Origin of the sequence: Pseudonocardia yunnanensis, assembly GCF_039534065.1 — a bacterium.
Taxonomy (GTDB): Bacteria; Actinomycetota; Actinomycetes; order Mycobacteriales; family Pseudonocardiaceae; genus Pseudonocardia; species Pseudonocardia yunnanensis.
Genome location: NZ_BAAAUS010000036.1, coordinates 144,618 through 166,654 on the forward strand (window position 1 = coordinate 144,618; position 22,037 = coordinate 166,654).

At 72.1% G+C, this 22,037-nt stretch carries 19 protein-coding genes; 5 read left to right on the top strand and 14 right to left on the bottom strand.

What is annotated here, in order from left to right:
* Positions 1 to 34: 34 nt before the first annotated feature.
* From ABD743_RS31110 to mftF, 4 genes are all read right to left on the bottom strand, one after another.
* The gene (locus tag ABD743_RS31110; RefSeq protein ID WP_344726080.1) at positions 35 to 886 is read right to left on the bottom strand and encodes an FAD binding domain-containing protein; all 852 of its coding nucleotides are present in this window, start codon (positions 884 to 886) and stop codon (positions 35 to 37) included.
* Positions 883 to 3,360: a xanthine dehydrogenase family protein molybdopterin-binding subunit gene (locus ABD743_RS31115; protein ID WP_344726081.1), complete on the bottom strand. Its 2,478-nt coding sequence runs from the start codon at positions 3,358 to 3,360 to the stop codon at positions 883 to 885. Before ABD743_RS31115 ends, ABD743_RS31110 begins: the two co-directional genes overlap by 4 nt.
* A complete protein-coding gene (locus ABD743_RS31120) occupies positions 3,361 to 3,879 on the bottom strand; it encodes a (2Fe-2S)-binding protein (RefSeq protein WP_344726082.1) in 519 nt (172 codons plus the stop codon).
* 295 nt (positions 3,880 to 4,174) lie between these two features.
* Entirely contained in the window at positions 4,175 to 5,677 is a 1,503-nt protein-coding gene (gene mftF, locus ABD743_RS31125) for a mycofactocin biosynthesis glycosyltransferase MftF (protein ID WP_344726084.1), read from the bottom strand.
* Between the two features lie 148 nt (positions 5,678 to 5,825).
* Between mftF and ABD743_RS31130 the strand changes: the two genes are divergently transcribed.
* Positions 5,826 to 6,971 carry an alkaline phosphatase family protein gene (locus tag ABD743_RS31130; RefSeq protein ID WP_344726086.1) on the top strand — a complete coding sequence of 382 codons (1,146 nt, stop codon included), beginning with the start codon at positions 5,826 to 5,828 and terminating at the stop codon, positions 6,969 to 6,971.
* 28 nt (positions 6,972 to 6,999) lie between these two features.
* On the opposite strand, the gene mftE is transcribed toward ABD743_RS31130, so the two are convergent.
* From mftE to mftA, 6 genes are read right to left on the bottom strand one after another with little or no spacing between them, the layout of a single operon-like run.
* Complete coding sequence (gene mftE, locus ABD743_RS31135; RefSeq protein WP_379658898.1) at positions 7,000 to 7,641, bottom strand: mycofactocin biosynthesis peptidyl-dipeptidase MftE; 642 nt, start codon at positions 7,639 to 7,641, stop codon at positions 7,000 to 7,002.
* 53 nt (positions 7,642 to 7,694) lie between these two features.
* The gene (locus tag ABD743_RS31140; protein ID WP_344726090.1) at positions 7,695 to 9,626 is read right to left on the bottom strand and encodes a mycofactocin system FadH/OYE family oxidoreductase 2; all 1,932 of its coding nucleotides are present in this window, start codon (positions 9,624 to 9,626) and stop codon (positions 7,695 to 7,697) included.
* A complete protein-coding gene (locus ABD743_RS31145) occupies positions 9,626 to 11,608 on the bottom strand; it encodes a mycofactocin system FadH/OYE family oxidoreductase 1 (protein ID WP_344726092.1) in 1,983 nt (660 codons plus the stop codon). Before ABD743_RS31145 ends, ABD743_RS31140 begins: the two co-directional genes overlap by 1 nt.
* Before the next feature lie 15 nt (positions 11,609 to 11,623).
* A complete protein-coding gene (mftC, locus tag ABD743_RS31150) occupies positions 11,624 to 12,847 on the bottom strand; it encodes a mycofactocin radical SAM maturase (RefSeq protein ID WP_344726094.1) in 1,224 nt (407 codons plus the stop codon).
* 13 nt (positions 12,848 to 12,860) lie between these two features.
* Complete coding sequence (gene mftB / locus ABD743_RS31155) at positions 12,861 to 13,154, bottom strand: mycofactocin biosynthesis chaperone MftB (RefSeq protein ID WP_344726096.1); 294 nt, start codon at positions 13,152 to 13,154, stop codon at positions 12,861 to 12,863.
* A gap of 7 nt (positions 13,155 to 13,161) precedes the next feature.
* Entirely contained in the window at positions 13,162 to 13,263 is a 102-nt protein-coding gene (mftA, locus tag ABD743_RS31160; protein ID WP_241040196.1) for a mycofactocin precursor MftA, read from the bottom strand.
* A gap of 138 nt (positions 13,264 to 13,401) precedes the next feature.
* Here mftA and ABD743_RS31165 point away from each other — a divergent pair, with 138 nt between their 5' ends.
* Complete coding sequence (locus ABD743_RS31165; protein ID WP_344726098.1) at positions 13,402 to 14,499, top strand: GNAT family N-acetyltransferase; 1,098 nt, start codon at positions 13,402 to 13,404, stop codon at positions 14,497 to 14,499.
* A gap of 12 nt (positions 14,500 to 14,511) precedes the next feature.
* Here the strand turns inward: ABD743_RS31165 and ABD743_RS31170 are convergent, their stop codons facing one another.
* Complete coding sequence (locus tag ABD743_RS31170; RefSeq protein WP_344726100.1) at positions 14,512 to 15,999, bottom strand: GMC family oxidoreductase; 1,488 nt, start codon at positions 15,997 to 15,999, stop codon at positions 14,512 to 14,514.
* A 151-nt stretch (positions 16,000 to 16,150) separates the two neighbouring features.
* The gene (locus ABD743_RS31175) at positions 16,151 to 16,816 is read right to left on the bottom strand and encodes a helix-turn-helix domain-containing protein (RefSeq protein ID WP_344726102.1); all 666 of its coding nucleotides are present in this window, start codon (positions 16,814 to 16,816) and stop codon (positions 16,151 to 16,153) included.
* Between the two features lie 196 nt (positions 16,817 to 17,012).
* Here ABD743_RS31175 and ABD743_RS31180 point away from each other — a divergent pair, with 196 nt between their 5' ends.
* Complete coding sequence (locus ABD743_RS31180; protein ID WP_344726104.1) at positions 17,013 to 18,314, top strand: DUF4232 domain-containing protein; 1,302 nt, start codon at positions 17,013 to 17,015, stop codon at positions 18,312 to 18,314.
* 2 nt (positions 18,315 to 18,316) lie between these two features.
* Here ABD743_RS31180 and ABD743_RS31185 read toward each other — a convergent pair whose 3' ends face one another.
* A complete protein-coding gene (locus tag ABD743_RS31185) occupies positions 18,317 to 19,480 on the bottom strand; it encodes a DUF418 domain-containing protein (RefSeq protein ID WP_344726106.1) in 1,164 nt (387 codons plus the stop codon).
* The gene (locus tag ABD743_RS31190; protein ID WP_344726108.1) at positions 19,467 to 20,066 is read right to left on the bottom strand and encodes a hypothetical protein; all 600 of its coding nucleotides are present in this window, start codon (positions 20,064 to 20,066) and stop codon (positions 19,467 to 19,469) included. Before ABD743_RS31190 ends, ABD743_RS31185 begins: the two co-directional genes overlap by 14 nt.
* Positions 20,067 to 20,187: 121 nt before the next feature.
* Here ABD743_RS31190 and ABD743_RS31195 point away from each other — a divergent pair, with 121 nt between their 5' ends.
* Positions 20,188 to 21,387: a sensor histidine kinase gene (locus ABD743_RS31195; RefSeq protein ID WP_344726110.1), complete on the top strand. Its 1,200-nt coding sequence runs from the start codon at positions 20,188 to 20,190 to the stop codon at positions 21,385 to 21,387.
* Positions 21,384 to 22,034: a response regulator transcription factor gene (locus ABD743_RS31200; protein WP_344726113.1), complete on the top strand. Its 651-nt coding sequence runs from the start codon at positions 21,384 to 21,386 to the stop codon at positions 22,032 to 22,034. The genes ABD743_RS31195 and ABD743_RS31200 overlap by 4 nt, the downstream gene beginning before the upstream one ends.
* The last annotated feature ends 3 nt before the right edge of the window (positions 22,035 to 22,037 follow it).

Here is a 22,037-nt window from a genome sequence, read left to right on the forward strand (position 1 = left end):
GTCGGAGCAGGCGTCCACGGTTTATCGACGAACGTCAGCCCGCGGCCGCCAGAACCGCGCGGCCGGTGAGCACCTTGGCCAGATGCTCACGGTAGTCCGCAGCCGCGTCCGCGTCACTCGGTGCGGCTGTGCCCTCCGTGACGTGCTCGGCTGCGGCGCGCACGGCATCGGCGGTGGCCGGCTGACCGACGAGCGCCTGCTCGACGCCAGTGGCACGGATCGGCGTGGTGCCCATGTTGGTCAGCCCGACTCGGGCCTCCGCAATGGAGCCACCCTCCACTCGAATGGCCGCCGCGATGGCGACCATCGACCACGCCTGCGCGGTGCGGTTGAACTTCTCGTAGTGGCTTCCCCAGCCGGTGTACTTCGGGAAGCGGATCTCGGTGAGGATCTCGGTCTCACCGATCGCCGTGGTGAAGTAGTCGAGAAAGAACTCACTCGCCGGCACGGTGCGCGTACCGTCCGCTCCGGCGATCACCATCTCCGCGTCGAGCGCCAGCGCCACCGCACCCAGGTCACCGGCAGGGTCGGCGTGGGCCAGCGAGCCGCCGAGCGTGCCCCGGTGACGCACCTGGTTGTCCGCCACCGTCTCCGTGGCCTGGGCGAGCAGCGTGACGTGCTGCTTCACCAGGTCGTCCCGGATGACGTCGTAGTAGGACGTCATCGCACCGATCGCGATCCGGTCGCCGTCCTCGCGGACGCCACGCAGTTCCGGAATGCCGCCCAGGTCGATGAGCACCGAGGGCGCGGCGAGCCGCAACCGCAGCACCGGGATCAGGCTCTGGCCGCCCGCGAGGATCTTCGCGTCGTCCCCGCCGTCCCGCAGCGCCGTGATGGCATCGGCCACCGACGACGGCTTTACGTAGTCGAACTTGGACGGGATCACTGGACCTCTCCCTGAGGGTTGTTCGGGTCGATCGAGCCCAGACCGGCACCCGGTGAGTGGGTGTCGATCGGGGTCTCCTGGGTGGAACGCCCCTTTGCGTCCTGGATGGCCCGCCACACGCGCTGCGACGTGCACGGCATCCCGATGTCGCTGACGCCGAGGGGGCGCAGCGCGTCGAGCACGCCGTTGACGATCGCGGGCGTCGAGGCGATGGTGCCTGCCTCGCCGACGCCCTTGACGCCGAGCGGGTTCGACGTGGCCGGAGTGCTCACCACGCGGGTGTCGAAGCTCGGCAGATCGGCCGCCGACGGCAGCGTGTAGTCGACGAACGTGCCGTTGACCAGCGTGCCTTCCTCGTCGTAGTTGGCCTCCTCGAACAGGGCCTGCGCGATGCCCTGGGCGAGGCCGCCGTGCACCTGACCTTCGACGATGAGAGGGTTGACCACATTGCCGATGTCGTCCACGCAGACGTACTTGCGCAGGTCGACGTGCCCGGTCTCGGTGTCGATCTCGATCGCCGCGAGGTGCGTGCCGTGCGGGAACGAGAAGTTCTCCGGGTCGTACACGGCGTCGGAGTCGAGCGAGGGCTCCATGTCCTCCGGATAGTCGTGCGCCATGAACGCGGCGAACGCGATCTCCTGGATCGACTTGCCCTTGTCCGTGCCCCGGACCGTGAAGTTGCCGCTCGCGAACTCGATGTCGTCCTCGGACGCCTCGAGCAGATGCGCCGCGAGCTTCTTGGCCTTGGCGATGACCTTGTCGGCGGCCTTCACGATCGCGATGCCGCCGACCACCAGTGAGCGCGAGCCGTAGGTGTCGAGACCCTTGGGCGAGATCTGCGTGTCGCCGTGCAGGACCTCGACGTCCTCGAAGGGCACGCCCAGCTGGTCGGCGACGATCTGGCTGAACGCCGTCTCGTGGCCCTGGCCGTGCCCCGAGGCGCCGGTGATCACCTCGACCTTGCCGGTGGCGAGCATCCGGATGCTTGCGGCCTCCCAGCCACCCGCACCGTAGGACAGCGAACCGAGCACCCGCGAAGGGGCGAGACCGCACATCTCGGTGAACGTCGAGATGCCGATCCCGAGCTGCACGGGGTCGCCCGAGCGCCGCCGCTCCTCCTGCTCGCGACGCAGGCCTGCGTAGTCGAACAGCTCCATCGCCTGCTGCGTGGCCTGCTCGTAGTTGCCCGAGTCGTAGGTGAGCCCGCACACCGTGGTGAACGGGAACTCCTCGTGCTTGATCCAGTTCTGCTCGCGCAGCTCCATCGGGTCGCGGCCGAGCTCGACAGCGAGCTCGTCCATGATCCGCTCGATGGCGAACGTGGCCTCCGGCCGCCCGGCGCCGCGGTAGGCGTCGGTCAGCGTCTTCGTGGTGAAGACGTTGGTGCAGCTGAACTTGTAGGCCGGGATCTTGTAGATCGCGTTGAACATGAACGCGCCGAGGATCGGCACACCCGGACCGACCAGGCCGAGATAGGCACCCATGTCGGCCAGTAGCTTCACGTCCAGGCCGGTGACGGTGCCGTCCTTCTTGGCCGTGATCGTGATGTCCTGGATCTGGTCGCGGCCGTGGTGGGCCGCGAGCAGTGACTCCGAGCGCGTCTCGCTCCACTTGACGGGCTTGCGGAGCTTCTGTGCGAGGGCGACGACGAGCATCTCCTCGGGCAGCACGCCGATCTTGCCGCCGAAGCCACCGCCCACATCGGGGGCGATGACCCGCAGCTTGCTCTCCGGTACACCCAGCGTGACCGTGGTCATCGTCCGGAGGATGTGCGGAACCTGCGTGGCGGCGTAGATGGTGAGCTGTTCGCCGGTCGGGTCGCACACCGCCGACCGCGGCTCCATGAACGCCGGGATGAGGCGCTGCTGGATGAACCGGCGGCGCACGACCACCTGGTCGGGATCGGCCTCCGCGGCCGAGATCGCGTCGGCGACGCTCGCGCCGGTGCCGGCCTCGCCCGAGTCGAACACCCAGGTGGCGTTCTCGTTCGTGCCCAGGTCGGGGTGGACGAGCGTGGCCCCCTCGGCGAGCGCTGCCTCCATGTCGAGCACGGGCTCGAGCGGCTCGTACTCGATATCGACGAGGTCGGCTGCATCACGGGCCTCGGCGGCGCTGCGGGCGACGACGACGGCCACACCCTCACCGGCGAAGTGCACGGTGCCGGTGGCGAGCACGGGCCGCTGGGGTGCCTTCATATCCGGCGTGATCGGCCACGCACAGGGCAGGCCGACCTGCTCGAGACCCAGGTCGGCCGCCGTGTAGACGCCCACGACACCCGGGGCCTGCTCGGCCGCGGTCTTGTCGATGCCCGTGATCGTGGCGTGCGCCAGCGGCGAGCGGACGACCGAGATGTGCAGCGTGCCCGCCGGCGTGATCGCGTCGGTGTATCGGCTGCGGCCCGTGATGAGGCGGGCGTCCTCCTTGCGCGTTCTGGCCTTTCCGAACTCGACGGTGGGTTCGGCGGTCGCGGTCATTTAGTCGCCCCCTCCGGCCACGGACACCGGCGACTGCACGTCGGCCTGGACACCCGGCTTCATCTTCTCCGCGGCGCTCTGCACCGCGCGAACGATGTTCTGGTACCCGGTGCAGCGGCAGAGGTTGCCCTCGATGCCCTCCCGGACCTCTCGCTCGTTGGGGTCGGGGTTGTCCCCGAGCAGGTCGATCGACTGCATGATCATGCCCGGGGTGCAGTAGCCGCACTGCAGCGCGTGGCACTCGTTGAAGGCCTCCTGCACGGGGTGCAGCTTGCCGTCACGCGCGATTCCTTCGATCGTCGTGACCTCGGCGCCGTCGACCTGAACAGCGAGCACGGAGCAGGACTTCACGCTCTGCCCGTTCAGGTGGACGGTGCAGGCACCGCAGTTGCTGGTGTCGCAACCGACGAGCGTGCCGGTCTTGCCGAGGCGCTCCCTGAGGTAATGAACCAGTAATGTGCGGGGCTCGACGTCGTCGGCGTACTGGACGCCGTCGACGGTGACCCGGACCTGTGCCATGAGTCTTCTCCTCAACCGCGACCACGGTGTCGTATCGCGCCAGCATGTCTTCCCGGAGGGCCGGCCGAGGTGGTCGCACCACCATCCGGGCCGCCACCCCGTTGTGGCGGCGAGCACATCACACCGCTGTTGATCCGACGGTGCAACCGATCCCCTTCGCACCGGTATACCTACCCCTGGGTGACCGTGGGGTGAACCTCAGCGCACTCGTGCGACGGCACCGCGAAAGCGGAGACAGTCTGCAAATAGTTCCGCAAGAGCGGATCCAAAAAGGCCCGCTAATCACCCTTTCGGATTAGCCCTGACGGACGGCCGTCTCCGCGGCACGTCGATTTGCCGACGCCCGGTCCGTTGCGAGCCCGGTTCCGACCGGTCGCAGCGGTTCCACAGTGTGGTGGCGCAGTGCACCCCACCACAGACCCGAGCCGTAGGCGAGGTCGTCGAGCCGGTGGGCCAGCAGGTGCCCGAGCAGCCCCGGCCGGGCCGCGGGGTCGCGACCGCGATGGCGCCACCAGTCCAGAACACCCTCGGTCACCGCGACGGCCAGCACCGTGCGGCGCGCACGGCGGGACAGCAGGCACGCCGCGAGCGACACCGGCCAGTAGTGGCGCGTCACGGCGTCGGCCGTCTGCGCGACCGCGCCCACCACTCCCGCTGCAACGAGACGCGCCGCGGCCTGGCGGGGCCGGCGAACCGGCAGCTTCCGCGAGAGCCGCTCGGCCGCGACCGCACTCACCACCACCGCTGCCGCCGCCGCCCGTGGGGTTCCGACCAGCGTCAACGCCCCGACAGCTGCCGACAAGGGGCTCAGCACCATCGGCGGCACCGAACCGCGGTGCCGCATCGCGAGGGGCGCGGCCCCGGTGCCGTAGTACGCCTTGCGCAGCCACCACGCGCCGAAGGTCGTCCGGTGATCGTGCGCGACGCGGGCGCTCGGCTCGTAGCGCAGCCGCCAGCCCGCCTCGTGCAGGCGCAACACCAGGTCGACGTCCTCGGCTACCTGCATCCGCTCGTCGAATCCGGCGCCGACCGCGCTGCGGCGCACGAGCAGGGCAGCGCTCGGCACGTACGCCACTCTCGAGCGCGGCACGACCAGCGCAGGGTCGGGCCCGAGATCCAACGAGGACCGCACAGCCTCGTACGCGGCCAGTAGCCCGCCGACCGGCGGCAGCGGCTCGACCGGGGGCAGAGCGACGATCCTCGGTGCCGCGAGGCCGACTGCGGGATCGGCGAAACACGCGAGGAGCGGCGCCAGCCAGCCGGGCCGGGGTACGACGTCCGAGTCGAGGAACGCGACGAAAGGGGTGGTCGCGACCGCGAGGCCCGCGTTCCGTGCCGCAGCCGGGCCGCGGGCCGAGGGATGCCGCAGGACGGTGGCGCCGCCCGCCTCGGCCACGGCCCGGACCGCGCCCTCGTTCGTCGAGCCGTCGTCCACCACCACCAGGCCGCCCAGCCCGTCCGGAAGCGCGGCGAGCAGGCGCGCCAGTTCGGGCGCCCGGTCCCGCACGGGCACCACGACCGTCACCTCCGCCACGGCCGGCACGGCGGACGCCGGTTCGGCCACCGGGTGCGCGATCCCCGCGTCGAGCAGTCTGCGGACGAGAGCGCCCGACTCCCGGCCCGTCACCGTGCACCGCCCGTTCGCGAGCAGGCGCCTCCCGGTGTCGGAGAGCCGCAGCAGCCGGGGCGGTGCACCACCGATCAGCACCGCGCCGTCGTCGAGGGTGCGGACCCGGCGGTCCAGCGCCACCCCGAACCCGAGCGGCAGCGCACTCTCCGCCGGGCCCGTGGCCGTCACGAAGGCCTCCGCCGGCCGGAAACTCCTGCCACGCCGACGTCGAGCACCCCGTCACCGTAGGGCTCTGCGGCGCGAAGCGACATCATCATCCGGAGAGGCATCTCACCGTTCGCGGCGCAGCGGCGGCCGCGGTGGCAGGCTCACTCCGATGAGCGTCCCGGTCCTGCCCGACTACGGCCACCGCTCGCTGGCGGAGGTGCTTCCCGCGATCCTCTCGGCCCTCGGAGTGCCGGGTGGACCTCCGGCGCTGGCGTTCGAGCCGGTCCGAGCAGCGGCCCTGCTGCTCGTCGACGGCCTGGGCACCGAGCTGCTGCGCGAGCACGCGGCGGACGCACCGTTCCTCGCGAGCCTGCCCGACGCGGGGCCGCTCACCGTCGGCTTCCCGTCGAGCACGTCGATCAGCCTCACCTCGCTCGGCACGGGGCTGCCGCCGGGGGCACACGGGATGGTCGGCATCTCCTTCCGCGCCGACGACGGTGAACTGCTCGACACGCTGCGCTGGACGACCCAGGGTGCGGACGGCCCGATCGACATGCGCGAACTGCTCCCACCCGAGCAGGTGCAGGCAGCCCCGACCGCGCTGGAGCGTGCCGCAGCCGCCGGCGTCGCCGTCACCGTCGTGTCCAAACAGGAGTTCGGCGGATCCGGCCTCACCCGGGCAGCGCTGCGGGGCGGCGACTTCCGGGGCACGTACGCCCTCGGCGACCTCGCCGCAGAGATCATCGCCGGGCTCACCGGAGCGGGCAGGCGGCTCTGCTACGGCTACCACGCCGACCTCGACCTCCTCGGGCACCTGCACGGACCGGGCACGTTGGCGTGGCGGCTGCAGCTCAGCCAGGTCGACCGGTTGGCCGCGCTGATCGCCGAGCACCTGCCGAGCGACGCCGCGCTCGTGGTGACCGGCGACCACGGCATGGTCGCCGTCGACCGGATCTTCGACGCCGACACCGACCCCGTGCTGCAGGAGGGAGTGCTGCTGCTCGGCGGCGACGCGCGCTCCCGGCACGTCTACGTCCGGCCCGGGGCGATGGAGGACGTGCTGGCCACCTGGCGCTCGGTGCTGGGGGACAACGCCTGGGTGGTGCCGGGCGACCAGGCCGCGGCGGAAGGCTGGTTCGGGGAGGTCGTGCCACAGCTGCGCGGCCGCATCGGCGACGTCGTCGCCGCGGCGCGTGGCACAACGGCCGTGATCAGGTCGGTCGCCGAGCCGGTGATCTCCCGGCTGCCCGGCCAGCACGGCTCGCTGTCGGTGGAGGAACAACTCGTCCCCCTCCTGGTGGCCCGCACCTCCTGACGCGGGACGCCTGCGAGTAGCCCTTGGCTCACGCCAGGCGCCCACGGCGGTCGAGAGTCCAGCGGGAGAGGCGGTCCCGCAGTGCCGTACCCATCTCGGCGAGGAGGCGCTCGCCCTCTTCCCGGGACGCACCGGCCGGGTCTCCGAGAACACCATTCGGGCTGGCGGCTGCGATCCCGTCGCGGCGCAGGATCGGGAGCAGCTCGGCCAACGGCGCCGTGTTGCCTGCCTCCGCCAGGTCCTCCCGCACGAGCGTGGGCTCCAGCGCGAGCAGGATCGACGTCTCGGTGCGCCCGGCGTGCGCGTCCCCGTCCGGCACGCCGCAGCCGAACCACGCCATGTCCCGACCCTCGTCCCGCAGGCGGAGAACGGCCTCGGACACGGTCGGGAAGTTGCCGCCGTGCCCGTTGACGAAGACCAGCCGCCGCACCCAGGGACCGGCCGATCGGCCCAGCTCGACGAGCACCGCGTTCAGCGCCTCGTGCCCGATCGACAGGGTGCCCGGAAAGCCTTCGTGCTCGCCCGACGCGCCGTAGGCCACCGCGGGCGCGACCAACAGCGACGGGTCCGCGTCGGCGGCCCGGTGGGCGACGGCCGTCGCCACGCGAGCGTCGGTGTCCAGCGGCAGGTGCGGGCCGTGTTGCTCCAGCGATCCCACCGGGACGAGCACGGTTGGCCGCACAGTCGTGAGCTCTGTCCAGGTGCGTTCACCGAGGCGGACGTTCACAGCGCGGCCCCCACCCGGTATCCCTCGAGCACGGCGGCATGTGCCCGCCGTGGCGCGACGCAGTCTCCGATTCGGTGCACCGGCACATCATGGTCACGCAGCGCCGTCCAGAGCTCGTTCTCCGGGGCCGGCGGTACGGCGCAGACCACCCAGTCGTACGCAGTCTCGGAGACGGCGCCGACGGGATGGTGCAGCACGGTCAATCGGACGCCGGACGCGGCCGGAGCGGCGCCGAGGACCGTCCTGTCGGTGGAGAGCGCGATGCCGGCCCCACGCGCCCGGCGGTGGAATCCGGGCATGTCGAGGGTGAGCCCGAGATCCTGCCCGACGACCATGCCCGGCGTCATGATCTCCACGACGCAGCCCCGCGCGGCCAGTAGCTCGGCCACCGATGTGCCGTGATGGAAGCCCAGCTCGTCGTAGACCAGGACGGTGCCGGACGGCTCGGCGGCGCCGCGAAGGACGTCGCGGACGTCGACGACGCGGCCGAGCCCGCGGGCCCACTCCGGCAACGCCGGCCGGGCGCCCGTGGCGAGCACGACGACGTCGGGCTCCTGCTGCTCAATCACGCCCAGGTTGACCTCTTTGCCGGTCCGCACATCAACACCGAGCCGCAGGCACTCGTCCAGCAGGTCTTCGACCAGGGCTCCGAACTCCTCACGAGCGGGCGCCGAGGCAGCATCGGCCACCTGCCCGCCGGTCCACGGCAGGCGCTCGCACAGCAGCACCCGATGCCCCCGCGCGGCCGCCGTCGCCGCAGCCTGCAACCCCGCCGGCCCGCCACCGACCACGAGCACCCGCCGCCCCTGCCGCACAGGCGCCGGGAGCGGAACGCCCTCACGGCCCGCGCGCGGGTTGACCACACACCCGAGCCGCATGTTGAGCCCGACCCGCCCCGCGCACTCCTGGTTGCACCCCGTGCAGCTGCGGATCCGGCGAGATGAGCGGGCACGGCCTGCGAAGTCCGGGTCGGCGATCTGCCCGCGGACCACGCCGACGAGGTCGCACTCCCCGGCCCGGATCGCGCGTTCGGCCTGTGCCGGGTCGGTGAACCGGCCGACGCCGATCACCGGCACCGACACCGCCGCGCGGATCGCGGACGGGACGGCCCGCGCGTAGCCCGCCGGCACGCCCATCGGAGGCTCGACCAGGTGCAACGTCGCCGTCGCGACCCCCACCGAGGTGTTGACGTAGTCGATCACCCCGTCGTGATCGAGCAACCGAGCGGTCTCCACCGCATCGGCGAGCGAGGTGCCGCCGGGAATGCCCTCGTCGCCGCACAGGCGGACCCCGAGCACCCGATCCGGGCCGATCACCTCGCGCACGGCGGCGGCGACCTCGCGGACGATCCGCACCCGGTTGGCCGGCTGACCGCCGTACCGATCGGTGCGCAGGTTCGTGAGTGGTGAGAGGAACTGCCGCAGGATCGACGCCTGCGAGCACTGCAGCTCCACACCGTCGTACCCGCCGGCGACGCAGTGTCCGGCGGTGAGTGCGTACCCGGCGACCAGCTCCTGGATCTCCGCTGCGGTGATGGCCTTCGGAACCTCGCGGAACATCGGATCCGGTACGGGCGACGGCGCCCACAGGGGGAGCCGGGAGTACATGCCGCAGGACTGGGCGCCGTTGTGGTTGAGCTGCGCCAGCACCGGCACGCCGTGTGCGTGAACCGCCTCGGTGATCCCGCGGTGAGCGTCGATCGCATCGGGATCGGCGCCGTCGATCAGCTTCTCGTAGGGCCGGTCGGCCGGGTGGACGGAGTGCTCCTCGGTGATGATCAACCCGGCTCCGCCTGCGGCCCGGGCCGCGTAGTAGGCGGCATGCCGGGCCGTCGGGCGTCCGTCGCGAGCGGCGTTGGTGAGGTGCGCGCAGAAGACGATCCGGTTGCGCAGGGTCAGTGGCCCCAGTCGCAGTGGTGAGAACAGCATCAGACCGTCACGAACTCGGCCGCCGCCCGCCGCGCCTCGAGCACGGCCTCGTACACGGTGCGAGGGGCGATGCAGTCGCCGACGCGGGGCAGACCGGGATGCGCGGACCACAGGCCGTCCTCCGGGAGCCGGTGCCCGCAGTCGATCACCACGGCGCAGTCGATCTCGCGGCGCTCCCCTGTCCAGACGTGCTCCAGCACCGCACGGCCACCACGCACGCCGCACAGCAGCGAGTACAGCTCACGCGCCACCCCGGCCCGCTGCAAGCGCGTGTTGGCGGGCACCAGATCACCGGTGCGGGAGAGCTGGACGCCCGCCACCGCATCCCGGGTGACGATCGCGACCCGGCGCCCCGCGGCGGCAACCTGCTCGGCAACGCCGACGCCCGTCCAGTCGCCGATCGGATCGTGCACGACGACGTCGCCCGCGGGCAGCCCGGCCAGCGCCGTCTCCGTGGATCCGGCCGCGAGCACGCCGGCCCCGAACTCTGCTGCGGACAGCACGGGCGCGTCGCTGACATAGGAACGTGGTCCGGACCGGGAACCGGTCGCGAGCAGGACGCCGGTCCCGGCGCGCTCAGCGGCGTCCAGCTCCGGGACGTCGGCCTCGACGCCGGTTTCCACGTCGACGCCCAAGCGGATCAGCTCCCGCTCCCACCAGGGCACGAGCACACCCATCCGCTCCCGCCCTCCGACGGCCGCGGCGAGCACCAGTGCCCCGCCGAGCCGGCAGGCGCGCTCCACCAGCCGCACGCGGTGCCCACGCAACGCCAGCATCCGAGCGGCCTCCATGCCGCCCGGCCCACCCCCCACGACGAGCACGGAGCGCCGCGCCCGGCCCGTACGAGTGCGCGAGTCGACCGGCGGGTCCTCCGTCTCGTGACCGGCCCGTGGCTCGGCTTCGTCGGAGACGATCGGGTTGCGCGGGTCGCGCACGACGGAGTGCTGATTGGACAGGGTGCACGGCCGGATGCGTTCCGGGGTCCCCGCACGGACGTGCGTGACCAGGTCGGGTTCGGCGATCTGGCTTCGTGTCATCTCGACGAGATCGGCGACGCCCTCGTCGAGCGCCGCCTGGGCGAACGCGGGGTCGACGACGCTGCCTTGCAACACCACCGGCACCGCCGCGCCGAGTGCCGAGCGGACGGTGCCGCAGAGCGCGCGGTTGAACCCCGGCGGGACGTGCAGATCGGGCCGCGTCGCGAAGACCGACATCCCCGAGCCGCGGACGACCACGAGATAGTCGATCGCCCCGGCCACCGCGAGCGCGGTCGCCACGCCCTGCTCCGGCGTGATCCCGGCCCATGGGGCCAGTTCGTCCACACACAGCCGCAGGCCGAGGATGCGGTCGTCGGTCCCGTCGCGGTCCAGCCCGGACCGCACGGCGGCGAGCACCTCACACAACAGCCGGGTGCGGTCCTTGCCGTAGCCGTCCGAGCGCCGGTTGGTGAGCCCGGAGAGGAACTGGCGCAGGATCGAGTGCTGCCCGGCGTTGATCTCGACGCCGTCGAGCCCGGCCTGCGCGGCCAGCACGGCTGCTGCGGAGAACCCGGAGACCAGCTCGTCGATCTCGGGCTGCTCCATCTCCATCGGCACCTCGCGGCTCGCCGCGTCGGCGACGCCCGAGGGCCCCCACAGCGCCTGCTGCCCGTACGCCGAGCTGCCCTGCGCACCTGCGTGCCCGAGCCCGGCGAGCACGAGGGTGCCGTGCGGGCGGCAGGCGTCCACCACCGCGGCCCATCCAGTGACGGCGTCGGCGGCGCGTGGCGCGCGCTCGTAGGGCCAGTCGGAGTCGTGCACGCTCGCCACCTCGGTGACGATCACACCGGTGCCGCCCGCGGCGCGCCGCGCGTAGTAGGCGACGTGCCGATCGGAGATCTCGCGGTCGCGGGCGAGGTTGGTCTCGTGCGGGCCGAACAGCACGCGGCTGGGCGCGGTCCGTCCCCTCAGGACGACCGGCTGGACGAGGCTCGCGCCGGACACCGAGGGGACGGCTCCTCAGGACCCCGCGACCGGGATCCGCAGGCGCGAGTCGGACGCGTCACCGGCCATCCCGGCGAGCGGGCTCGTCTCGCACGCCTTGTCAGGACGGCGCCCGATCGTGACCGGGACGGGGCGCCGCGAGTTCCGCGGGGCGGAGCGCGAGTGGTCCACGTCGGACCGCGGGACGGCAACGGCCTCGTCGCGCGCGGCGAGGGCCTGCTCGCCGAAGCCGCGCACGCACTCCGGGTCGGGGCCGTCGAGGGGCAGGCCGGTGAAGAACTTGGCCGCCATGCAGCCGCCCTGGCACGAGTCGTAGAAGCCGCAGCTACGGCACGCGCCACCGGTCTGTGGTTGCCGCAGCTCCGCGAACAGCTCCGACTCCCGCCACACGTGCTGGAACCCGCCGGGCGAGCGGACGTTGCCCGCGAGGAAGTTCTCGTGGATCGCGAACGGGCACGCGTAGACGTCCCCGACCGGGTCGATCAGGCAGACGACGCGGCCCGCGCCGCAGAGGTTGAGCCCGGGAAGCGCCTCGCCGTAGGCGGAGAGGTGGAAGAAGGAGTCGCCGGTGAGCACGTTGTCGCCGTGTGCCAGTAGCCACTGGTAGAGCTGGTGCTGCTGCTCGGCGGTCGGGTGCAGCTCGTCCCACACGTCGGCCCCGCGTCCCGACGGCCGCAGCCGCGTGATCCGCAGCTGGGCGCCGAACTTGTCGGCGATGGCCGCGAAGTCGTCGAGCTGGTCGACGTTCTCCCGCGTCATCACGACGCTGATCTTCGGTTGGCCGAAGCCGGCCTCGGCGAGGTTCTCCAGCGCGCGCATCGCGGTGGCGTACGAGCCGGGTCCGCGCACGTGGTCGTTGACGGCGGCCGTGGCGCCGTCGAGGGAGATCTGGACGTCGACGTAGTCGGTGGCCGCGAGCTGCCGCGCCCGCTTCGCGTCGAGCTTGATCCCGTTGGTCGAGAACTTGACGCCGACGTCGTGGCCGACCGCGTAGTCGAGCAGCTCCCAGAAGTCCGGTCGGACGGTCGGCTCGCCGCCGCCGATGTTGACGTAGAAGACCTGCATCCGCTGCAGCTCGTCGATCACGCCCTTGGCCTCGGCGGTGGTGAGCTCGCGCGGATCCCGGCGCCCGGATGAGGACAGGCAATGCACGCACGCCAGGTTGCAGGCGTACGTCAGCTCCCAGGTCAGGCAGATCGGCGAGTTCAGGCCGTACTGGAAGTGATCGACCAGCTTCACTGCCACTCCATCTCTAGGAACGCTCTTCGATGGTGCCGTTCGCCGCCAGTCCGGCCAGGGCCCGCAGGTACGCCGGGCGCTGTGCCTCCTCGACGGCCGCCGCGTCGATCGCGGCGTTGACGGAGTCGTGCTGCTCCAAGCCGGACACGACGGCGACGAGCTGCGGGGTCTTCAGGAACGACAGCTTGCGGGTGCCGAAGTGGTAGACGAGCGCCCCGAAGGGTTCGGGGCGCACCGCCACCTGCGGGCTGCAGCGATAGGGCAGGGCGGGATCGAACCCGGCGCGTGCCGTGTCGCTCGTGGACATCGGGCCGCTAGTAGACACCGCACATGCCGTCGATCGACACCTCTTCGACGAGGGTCTCCTCGACGACGGGCTCCTCGGTCACGGACTCGGACTGCTCGATGGGGGACATGGCGTCTCCTGCCGTCGACGGGATGATCCGGCCCGCACGTTAATTGGCACCCGGTGCCAATGACAAGGCTCGTGTTCGTCAACGCCGCGATCAGGACCGGGGCGCTCCTCGTCGCGACCGGCGAGGCATGCTGCCTTCGTGTCCGTTCCCCTCCTGCACCTGGCCACGCCCGCCGAGTGGCGCACCGCGCTCACCGCCGGCGTCATCGCGCCGCCCTCGCTCGACGAGGTGGGGTTCGTCCACCTGTCCACCCCCGACCAGGTTGCCCTGCCCGCCGGGCGGCTCTTCCCGGGCCGCACCGACCTGGTGCTCCTCGTGCTCGACCCGGACCGGATCGTCGTTCCCGTCCGCTTCGAACCGGGGCTTCCGACCGACCCTGCCTCGATGCGCTTCCCCCACGCCTACGGCCCGGTGCCCGCCGCGGCCGTGCTCGGCGTGCTGCCCTACCGTCCGCGTCCCGACGGCGGGTTCGACGCCCCTGTCCTCGGCACCGTCGATCCGGGTTGGCGCCACGCGGTGCTCGAGCCTTCGCTGCTGCGCCGGATCGCCACGACGGAGGTGCCGGTGACGGGCGGGGTGGCGGTCCGCACGGCCACCGTGCCGGGGTCTCCCGAGCACAACCAGCTCCTGGTGAGCGGCAGCGCCGACGCCGCGCAGGTCACCGCCGACGCCGAGCGCGTCCTCGACGGCGCAGCCGAACGCTGGGTCCTGCTCACGGGGGCACACCTGGCGGAAACCGCCGCGGAGCTCGCTACGCGTGGCTGGGAGGTGCAGGAGCTGGTGGGGATGGCGGCGCCCGCGGGTGGTGAGCCGGTCGCCCGCGTGGAGCAGGTCGACGCCGCCGAGCTGCGGCCCCTGGCTGATGCCGCCTGGCGGCGGGACCTGCCCGGGATGGATCCCGCCCGGATCGTCGAGGCCCTCGACGGCCGGCGTCTCGAAGAGGCCGTGCTCGACGTGCGCCACCTCGCCGTCCCCGCCGGTCGGCGGTTCGTCGCCTCGGCGGTCGTCAAGATCGACGGCGGGACCGCGCTGATCGACGCGATCTCGACCGAGCCCGACCACCGTGGCCAGGGGCACGGCGACGCGCTGCTGCGCACCGGGATGGCTCTCGCGGCGCAGGCGGGCTGCGACCTGGTCTTCCTGGACGTGGCGGCCGACGACTGGACCCGGAACTGGTACACGCGCCGCGGCTTCGTCGAGGTCACGCGCTCCTGGTCGGCCCGCCTCACCCCCTGACCGGATGGCGGATCATCCCGCGAGCAGGACGGCAGCGCGCTCCGCGATGGCGTAGACCGTGGCCTGGGTGTTGGCGGAGACGATCGACGGCATCACCGACGCGTCGGCCACGCGGAGCCCGTCGATGCCGTACACCGTGAGGTCCGGGTCGACGACGGCCCCGATCCGGCACGTCCCTACGCCGTGGAAATACGGGAGGAGGTTCATACGGAGGTAGTCGCGGGCGCCGTCGTCGTCGTGCACGCCGGGACCCGGCAGCGCCTCTTCGCCGCGCCAGGGATCCAGCGCGGTCGCCGTGCCGATCTCCCGTGCGATCCGCAGGCCGGTGACCATCACCTGCAGGTCCCGTTCGTCGGTGTAGTAGCCAGGGTCCACGAGGGGGGCCGCGGCCGGGTCGGCCGAGGCGAGTCGCACCGTTCCCCGGCTGCGAGGGTCCATCACCGAGAACGCGATCGAGTAGCCCACGTCGGCCCCGAGCATCGTCGGGTTGTGGTACGGGCAGGCGACGAACAGGATCTGCAGATCGAGGACGTCGGACGCGGCATCACTGCGCACCAGACCGCACGCCTCGCCGTGGTTGTGCCGACCAGGCGGCATCGACCGCCCGGCGCTGTAGACGACGCTCGACATCGGATGGTCGTGCAGGTTCGCCCCGACTCCTGGGAGATCCAGCACCACGTCGACCCCGACGTCGCGCAGGTGGGCCTGCGGTCCGATGCCCGACAGCAGAAGCAACTGGGCGGACCCGACGACACCCGCCGCCAGCACCACCTCCTCCGTGCAGACGGCGGTGACGACGTCGGCGCCGACGCTGTACTCCACTCCTGCGCAGCGTCCATCCTGGACGATCACGCGGGAGGCATGCGCGCCGGTCACGACGTCGAGGTTGGGCCGCCGGATCACCGGCGTGAGGTAGGCGTCCGCGGCGCTCTGCCGGACTCCGTCGACGATGTTGAGGTCAGCGAGGCCGAACCCCTCGTACCGGCCTGCGCTGACGTCGATCGCCGTCGGGTGACCGCGCTCGGCCGCCCCGTCCAGCAGCGCCCCGATCACCGGATGCGGCGGGCGTGCCGGAGCGACGGTCAGCGGACCGCCGACGCCCCGCAGTTCCGAGTCGCGGGCCTCGGCGTTCTCGGTGCGCATGAAGTACGGGAGCAGGTCGGCATACCCCCATCCCGTGGCTCCGGCGTCGACCCACGCGTCGTAGCTCGACGAGACTCCGCGCGCGAAGACCATGCCGTTGATGGCCGACGACCCACCCAGCCCGCGCCCGCGCGGCCACGGCATCGGGCCCCCGGTGGCGTCGAGCTCGACGGTGCTGGTGCACCAGTCCATCGACGACCCCAGCAAGGTCGGCCACGCGGGTGGAACGGCCGCGCGCTCCAGCGGGACGCGGTCGCCTGCCTCCAGCAGGAGGACACGGGAGTTCTCGTCCTGCGACAGCCGAGCGGCGAGCACGCAGCCCGCGCTGCCGCCGCCCACGACGATGAAATCGTGCACCGATGTTGCAGGAACCATTGCGCCGAGCCCTCCGGATGAAGCGATGTTCGATCGGCTCCTCCCGAGAAATCGGGCGCGCCGTACCTATTCAGCTTGCCGACCGGCTCCGGAAACGCAGCGGCGCTGTGCCACTGAGCGGAACGAGAAATCGTCACCAGCCGTCGCTCGCCAGCCGGCCGGCTTCGGCGTTGATCGTTTCGGCTACCCGGTCCATTGTTCTCGCCAGCCGATCGATCCCACTCCCGAGAGGAAGCGCGGCGCTCAGCAGGCCGGCGTTGCCGGAGGCGAGCTGGAACACCGTGGCGAGACATTCGTACCCCGGCACGACCGAGCCGTGCTCGACGGCCGTCCCTCCCACCGTCAGGGCCAGGGACGCGGCCGAGGCCGGGTGCGCAGCAGCCCGCATCTGCCACTCCGGGGGGATGGCGGGATCCACCAGCGAGCCGCTGACCTGGTCCAGGGTCACCGGCCCCGCGCCGTCACCGACGAGGAGGAATGTGGACGCACCGGTGGACATCGCGATCCTCCGCAGGCGCGGCCGGGTGAGGTGCCTCAACCCGGACAGCGATCGCGAGCCCGGACCGGGCCGCCCGAGGGACCGCCCCACGGTCCAGGCCCGGCCCACGCGTTCGACCGCGCCTTCCGCCGCCATCTGCACCAGCAGCCGCTGAACGGTGGACTTGGGCATGCCGGTGCGCCGGGCCAGCGTGCTCACGCCGATCGGCCCGGTTTCCTCCCGCAACTCACGCAAGAGCGCAAAAACGCTGCGTACCACGCTGCGACCGGGGACGTCGTCCATTTCGGTATCGAGCGCCACCTCGTCAAGCTACCGACCGTGCCGACCGGTCACGCGCAATGATCCTAACCATTCGAAGAAATGTCGGCCGGGTCGGATCGGACGAAGGGAACGCATCCCGGCGGCAACGGAGGGCGACCGGAGATCACCCGCCCTGCGCCCCATAGAGTGCCGCCGGGCGCGGCCCCGTCCCGCGCGGGACGAGGAGTGCCTTTCCGTGCTGGACATCGATGTCGCCACGACCGCACGGCCGCTCCGGACCGCCTGGACGGTCACGGTCACCGGGCTGCTGGTGATGCTGGTCGGCGCCGTGATCGCTGCCCGGTACACCCCCTTCTGGTTCGACCCGTCCGAGTGCGGCCTCCACGACCGCTGCGTCACGCCGGAGTCGACCGCGATGCTGCAGGCGATGTGGTGGGTGGTGGGCGTCGGCATCGTGGTCGTTCTGGCCGGCCTCGCCCTCACCTGGCGCGCATTGCCGCGGACTCCAGAGCCCACCACGGCCTATCCACTGCCGGTGTGGGGCCGGGCCGGGGCAGCCGCCATCGTGGGTGTGACGTTCGGCGGGGTGCTCGGGTTCTTCGTGCTGGTCTCCATGTTCTTCGCCGTCCAGGCCCTCCCGGTTGCGCTCTGCGTCTTCTGGCTGCTCCAGGGGCACGCGCTGGTCTGGGTCCAACTCCGGACCGCACCACCCCGCCGGTCGGTGCGGGCCGACTGGACGATCGGGCTCTCGGTGAGCGCCGTGGCCATCACGGTGGGGGCGTTGCCGGCGGTTCTCTACCGCGCGCTGGAGCCGTTCGCGATCGCGAACACCGGGGTCCTCGTCGCCGCCGTCCTGCTGGATCAGGCCCTGCCGCCGCGGGCCGGGCGCCTGGGCGAGTACGGCCCGGTGCAGCGAAGGGCCGCAACGGTGATCGCCGCGCTCGCCGTGGCGGTCGTGGGACACGTGGTGTACACGGCGGTGCCGTGGCCGAAACCGGACGCGACCCCGCTGCCCTCGCCGCAGCTGCAGCCGGCCACGCGCCCTCCCGAGAAACTGCCGACCACATCGAACGTCCCTACGCCGACGCCACCGGTCGAGGCCGATACCCCGTGCGCGCCCGGCGACCTCACGTGGAGCACCACCGGCTGGGACGCGACCATGGGCTCCCGAGCCGTCACGGTCGTCGCGACCCACCACGGGCGCCGTCCCTGCTACCTCGATGGGTTCGCCAGTATCACCATCACGCATGGCGGTCGGCCGCTCCAACTCGTGGTCGAGCCGGCATCCATCGCACAGCCGGGCCTGCCGGTCGCCGCCCAGCGGGTGGGCGTCGCCCCCGGTGGAACGGCCTCGTTCGCCGTGTTCTGGAAGGGATACGGCGCCGCGGCGGACCAGACGACCCCGCAGACGCTCGACGTCGTGCTGCCGGGAGCGGCGGATCCGAGCTCCGTACCACTCAGCGATGGGCCCGCCCCGTTCGACGTCATCGACGGGGCCACCGTCCACATCGACGCCTGGCGGGCCGGCGTGCACTGATCTCACCCGCTCCCGGCCCGCGCGGGCACGCGTCCGATCTGCTGCACGCGGTGCGCGATCAGCTCCAGCGGCCCGCGGTCGAACCGCCGCAGCCACAGCGATGCGCCCACCATCAGCACCGCGCACACGGTTGCCCACAAGCCGACCACCCACCACGACGGCGCGTCGGCGAAACGGGCTGCGAGGCCGAGGCCCCAGCCGTAGCAGATGAACGCACCCAGCACGTTCTGCGCCACGTAGCAGGACAGCGCCGTCCGCCCGACGGCGGCGAGTCCTCGCCGGGCCGGCCCTGGCGCGCGCCGCGACCTCAGCACGAGGGTGGTCACCAGGGCGAGGATGCCGAGCGCCACCACCGGCGGCAGCAGATAACGGTCGACCAGGAACCAGTCCGGGCTGCCGAACGCCGTGAGTGCGTTCAACGGGAGTGCCACGCCGAACCCGGCGACCATCAGGCGGCGGCGGATTCGCAAGCCCGCAGGGGTGTCGGTCAACGCACCCGCACGCAGCAGCAACGCTCCGGTCAGGAACAGCACCGTGGCCGTCGGGATGATCAGCGGGATCTCGATGCGGAACAGCAGGAAGAACTGCAGACGGGCGGCCACCTGCGCAGTCCAGCTCGCGGTGGCCGAGGGGTCGGCCACGGGCGGCGGGCCCGGTGTGTCCGTAACCGCGAGCAGCAGCGCGGTGATTCCGAGCAGCAGCACGGCGAGCACGGTGCCGACGACCGCGATCCACGCCCGGAGCACCCGGTCACTGCGCCCGATCAGGTACGCCACCAGCAGCGCGGCCACCGCGTAGCCCATGAGCACGTCGAACTCGAACACGAGGACGTAATGCAGCGCCCCCTCGACGAAGAGGATCAGCGCCCGCAGCGGGTACCGGCCCGGCCACGGAATGCCGCGGCGTAGCGCGGACCGGTACTGCAGCTCGATCCCGATGCCGAACAGCAGTGTCAGCAACGCGAGGAACTTCCCGTTGGACAGCAGCCGAAGGCCTGCCCCCACGGGGTCTTGCGGCAGCAGCCCACCTGTCAACCAGACGGTCGCGCCACCCGGAACGGCGAAAAGCCAAGCGTTGGAGGCGAACGTGCCCAGGATCGCGGTCCCGCGCAGGATGTCCAGCGCGGCGATGCGACCGCCGGCCGGAGCAGGCTCAGCCGCGGACATCGGTGGTCTCCGGGGCACGCGGCGGGGCGAGTGTGGTCCACAGTGGCCATCCGACGAACCAGATCAGCACGCCCACCGTGATTCGGCTACCCCAGCCCCACATCGGGTCGGCGGACCACTCGAGCGGCTGGGGCACACCGGTGCCGGCCACCGTCGCCGTCAGCAGCATCACGCCGAGCGCGATCCCCCAGGCCAGCGCGGCCTTGCTCCACTCCCGCCACTCGTACGCCACTTTCGCGGCGCCGTAGCGGGGTGGTCGCGGCGGCGTCGGTCCTCCGGCGAAGCGGTGCGCGAACCGGGCATCGGCCCACCGGATCATCGAATGGCCGAACGCAACGGTGGCCCCGAGGTAGACGGCGGCCAGCCCGTGCGTGAGGCCGGGTGGCGAGCCGCCGGCCACGTCGACGAGTGACGCCGACACCAGCACGACGTCGAGGACGGGCACGAGCAGCAGCAGCACGGTGCTGAGCCGGTGGGCCCGCAGCAGATAGCGCGCGGCGAGGCCGGCGGCGAGCAGCACCCAGAAACCCACTTCGCAGGCGCCGATGAGCAGCACCAACGGGTTGTCGGACAGAAAATCCCCCATGCCGGGAGATGGTTCCCGCCGGGGACGCTCCGGTCGTCGGCCCTCGGACCGATCTCCACGGCCGGGGGCGTACGACCTTCGATTGACGCGCACGGTGAACCCCGCATGCTGAGATGGGCGCGTGCGGCTGTCGGGGCGGGAGCGTGCGCAGGACGCGCTCAGAGCCGTGGCCTACTTCGTGGTCGGATCGCTCCTGCTGCTCGTCGTGCCCGAGGTCGCGGTGTCCGTGCAACCCGGACAGGCCGCGCAGCCACTGTGGACGGGGCTGGCTGTGCTCGCCGCAGCGTGCCTCGGCGAGTCGCAGCGGCGCGAGCGGCCGGTGCTCGGCCTGACAGTCGCCTGCGCCGCGGTGCTCACCGGGCTGCTGGCCTACGGGACCAGCCCGCTCGGGTCCGTACTGGTGGCAGGCGACATGATCTACTGCGCGGTCCTGTTCAGCACGAGGCGCACGAGCCAGATGGTGGCGGGCGCCGCGGCGACCGTGGCCGGCGGTCTCGGACTGGCCAGCCTGATCTCCGAAGGTGGCCGGGCGGCCCTGCTCACCGTGCTCAACCTCGGCCTGGTGCTGGCGGTGCCCGTGCTGTGGGGCCACGAGGTGCGCCACCACCGCGAGCAGGCCGTCGCCGAGCGCGAACGTGCCGAGCAGACCCGCCGCGTCGCCGAGCTGGACCGCGCTGCCGCCGTCACGGCGGAGCGCACCAGGATGGCCCGCGACCTGCACGACGTGATCGCGGGGCAGCTCTCGGCCATCGCGATCCAGTCCGAGGCGGCTCTCACGCTGCCCGATGCGGATCCGGCGACCCTGCGCCGGGTGCTCACGTCGGTGCGTCAGAACAGCGTCGCCTCGCTCGCCGAGATGCGCACCATGATCGGCCTGCTGCGGGCCGACGACCCGGCCGATGCGGACCCGCGCACCTCTCCTGCCGGCCTCGACCGGCTCGACGCCCTGCTCGACGCAGGACGGGCCAACGGGCTGCGCATCGACGTGGACGACCGACGCTCGGCACCCGAGCCGATTCCGGCCGCCGTCGACCAGACGGCCTACCGCATCGTGCAGGAGTCGTTGACGAACGCGGCCAAGCACGCACCGGGCAGCACCGTGCGGATGACCCTGCTGCACCACGACGGAGAACTGGTGATCGAGCTGCACAACGAACTCGTCGCCGACGCCCCACCGGCCGGCGGTACCGGTACCGGTCTGCTGGGACTCGGTGAACGCGCGAGCGCGGTGGGCGGCACGGTCGAGGCCGGCGCCCGCGGACGGACCTGGAGCGTGCGCGCGACGCTGCCCACGCCGATCCCGGACGGCGTGCCGAGGTGACGGTGCGCGTGGTGGTGGCGGACGACCAGGCGGCGATCCGCACCGGGCTGATGATGATCCTCGACTCCGCAGCGGACATCACCGTCGTCGGTGAAGCGGGCGACGGACTCGCGGCCGTCGCGATGGCCCGGCAGACCGCGCCCGACGTGGTGCTGATGGACATCAGGATGCCGGGCATCGACGGTATCGAGGCGACCCGCCGCATCCTTGGGACGCCGGACCGGACGTGTGAGGTTCTCGTTCTCACGACCTTCGACCTCGACGAGTACGTCGACAGCGCGCTCGCCGCCGGGGCGGCCGGGTTCCTGCTCAAGTCCGTCGACGCGCCGTCGCTGCTCGCCGCCGTGCGGGCCGTCGCCAGGGGCGACGGGGTGCTCGCGCCGGAGGTCACCCGCCGGGTCATCGCACGTCTCGCCCCACCGGCTCGCCGCCCGCAACCGCCGGCCGGCCTCGGCGACCTCACCCCACGGGAGACCGACGTGCTGACGTGCCTGGGGCGCGGCATGTCGAACGCCGAGATCGCCGCGGCGCTGGTGATCACGGAGGCGACCACGAAGACACATGTGTCGCGGGTGCTGACGAAGCTCGGCCTGCGCTCCCGCGTACAAGCCGCGATAGCAGCTCAGGATGCGGGCCTGGTGGGCTGAGGG

Excerpts from the sequence above, each read along its gene's own strand:
- ABD743_RS31115 (WP_344726081.1), bottom strand. The coding sequence starts at position 3,360 with ATGACCGCGACCGCCGAACCCACCGTCGAGTTCGGAAAGGCCAGAACG.
- ABD743_RS31120 (WP_344726082.1), bottom strand. The coding sequence starts at position 3,879 with ATGGCACAGGTCCGGGTCACCGTCGACGGCGTCCAGTACGCCGACGAC.
- ABD743_RS31130 (WP_344726086.1), top strand. The coding sequence starts at position 5,826 with ATGAGCGTCCCGGTCCTGCCCGACTACGGCCACCGCTCGCTGGCGGAG.
- ABD743_RS31140 (WP_344726090.1), bottom strand. The coding sequence starts at position 9,626 with ATGCTGTTCTCACCACTGCGACTGGGGCCACTGACCCTGCGCAACCGG.
- mftB (WP_344726096.1), bottom strand. The coding sequence starts at position 13,154 with ATGTCCACGAGCGACACGGCACGCGCCGGGTTCGATCCCGCCCTGCCC.
- mftA (WP_241040196.1), bottom strand. The coding sequence starts at position 13,263 with ATGTCCCCCATCGAGCAGTCCGAGTCCGTGACCGAGGAGCCCGTCGTC.
- ABD743_RS31185 (WP_344726106.1), bottom strand. The coding sequence starts at position 19,480 with ATGTCCGCGGCTGAGCCTGCTCCGGCCGGCGGTCGCATCGCCGCGCTG.
- ABD743_RS31190 (WP_344726108.1), bottom strand. The coding sequence starts at position 20,066 with ATGGGGGATTTTCTGTCCGACAACCCGTTGGTGCTGCTCATCGGCGCC.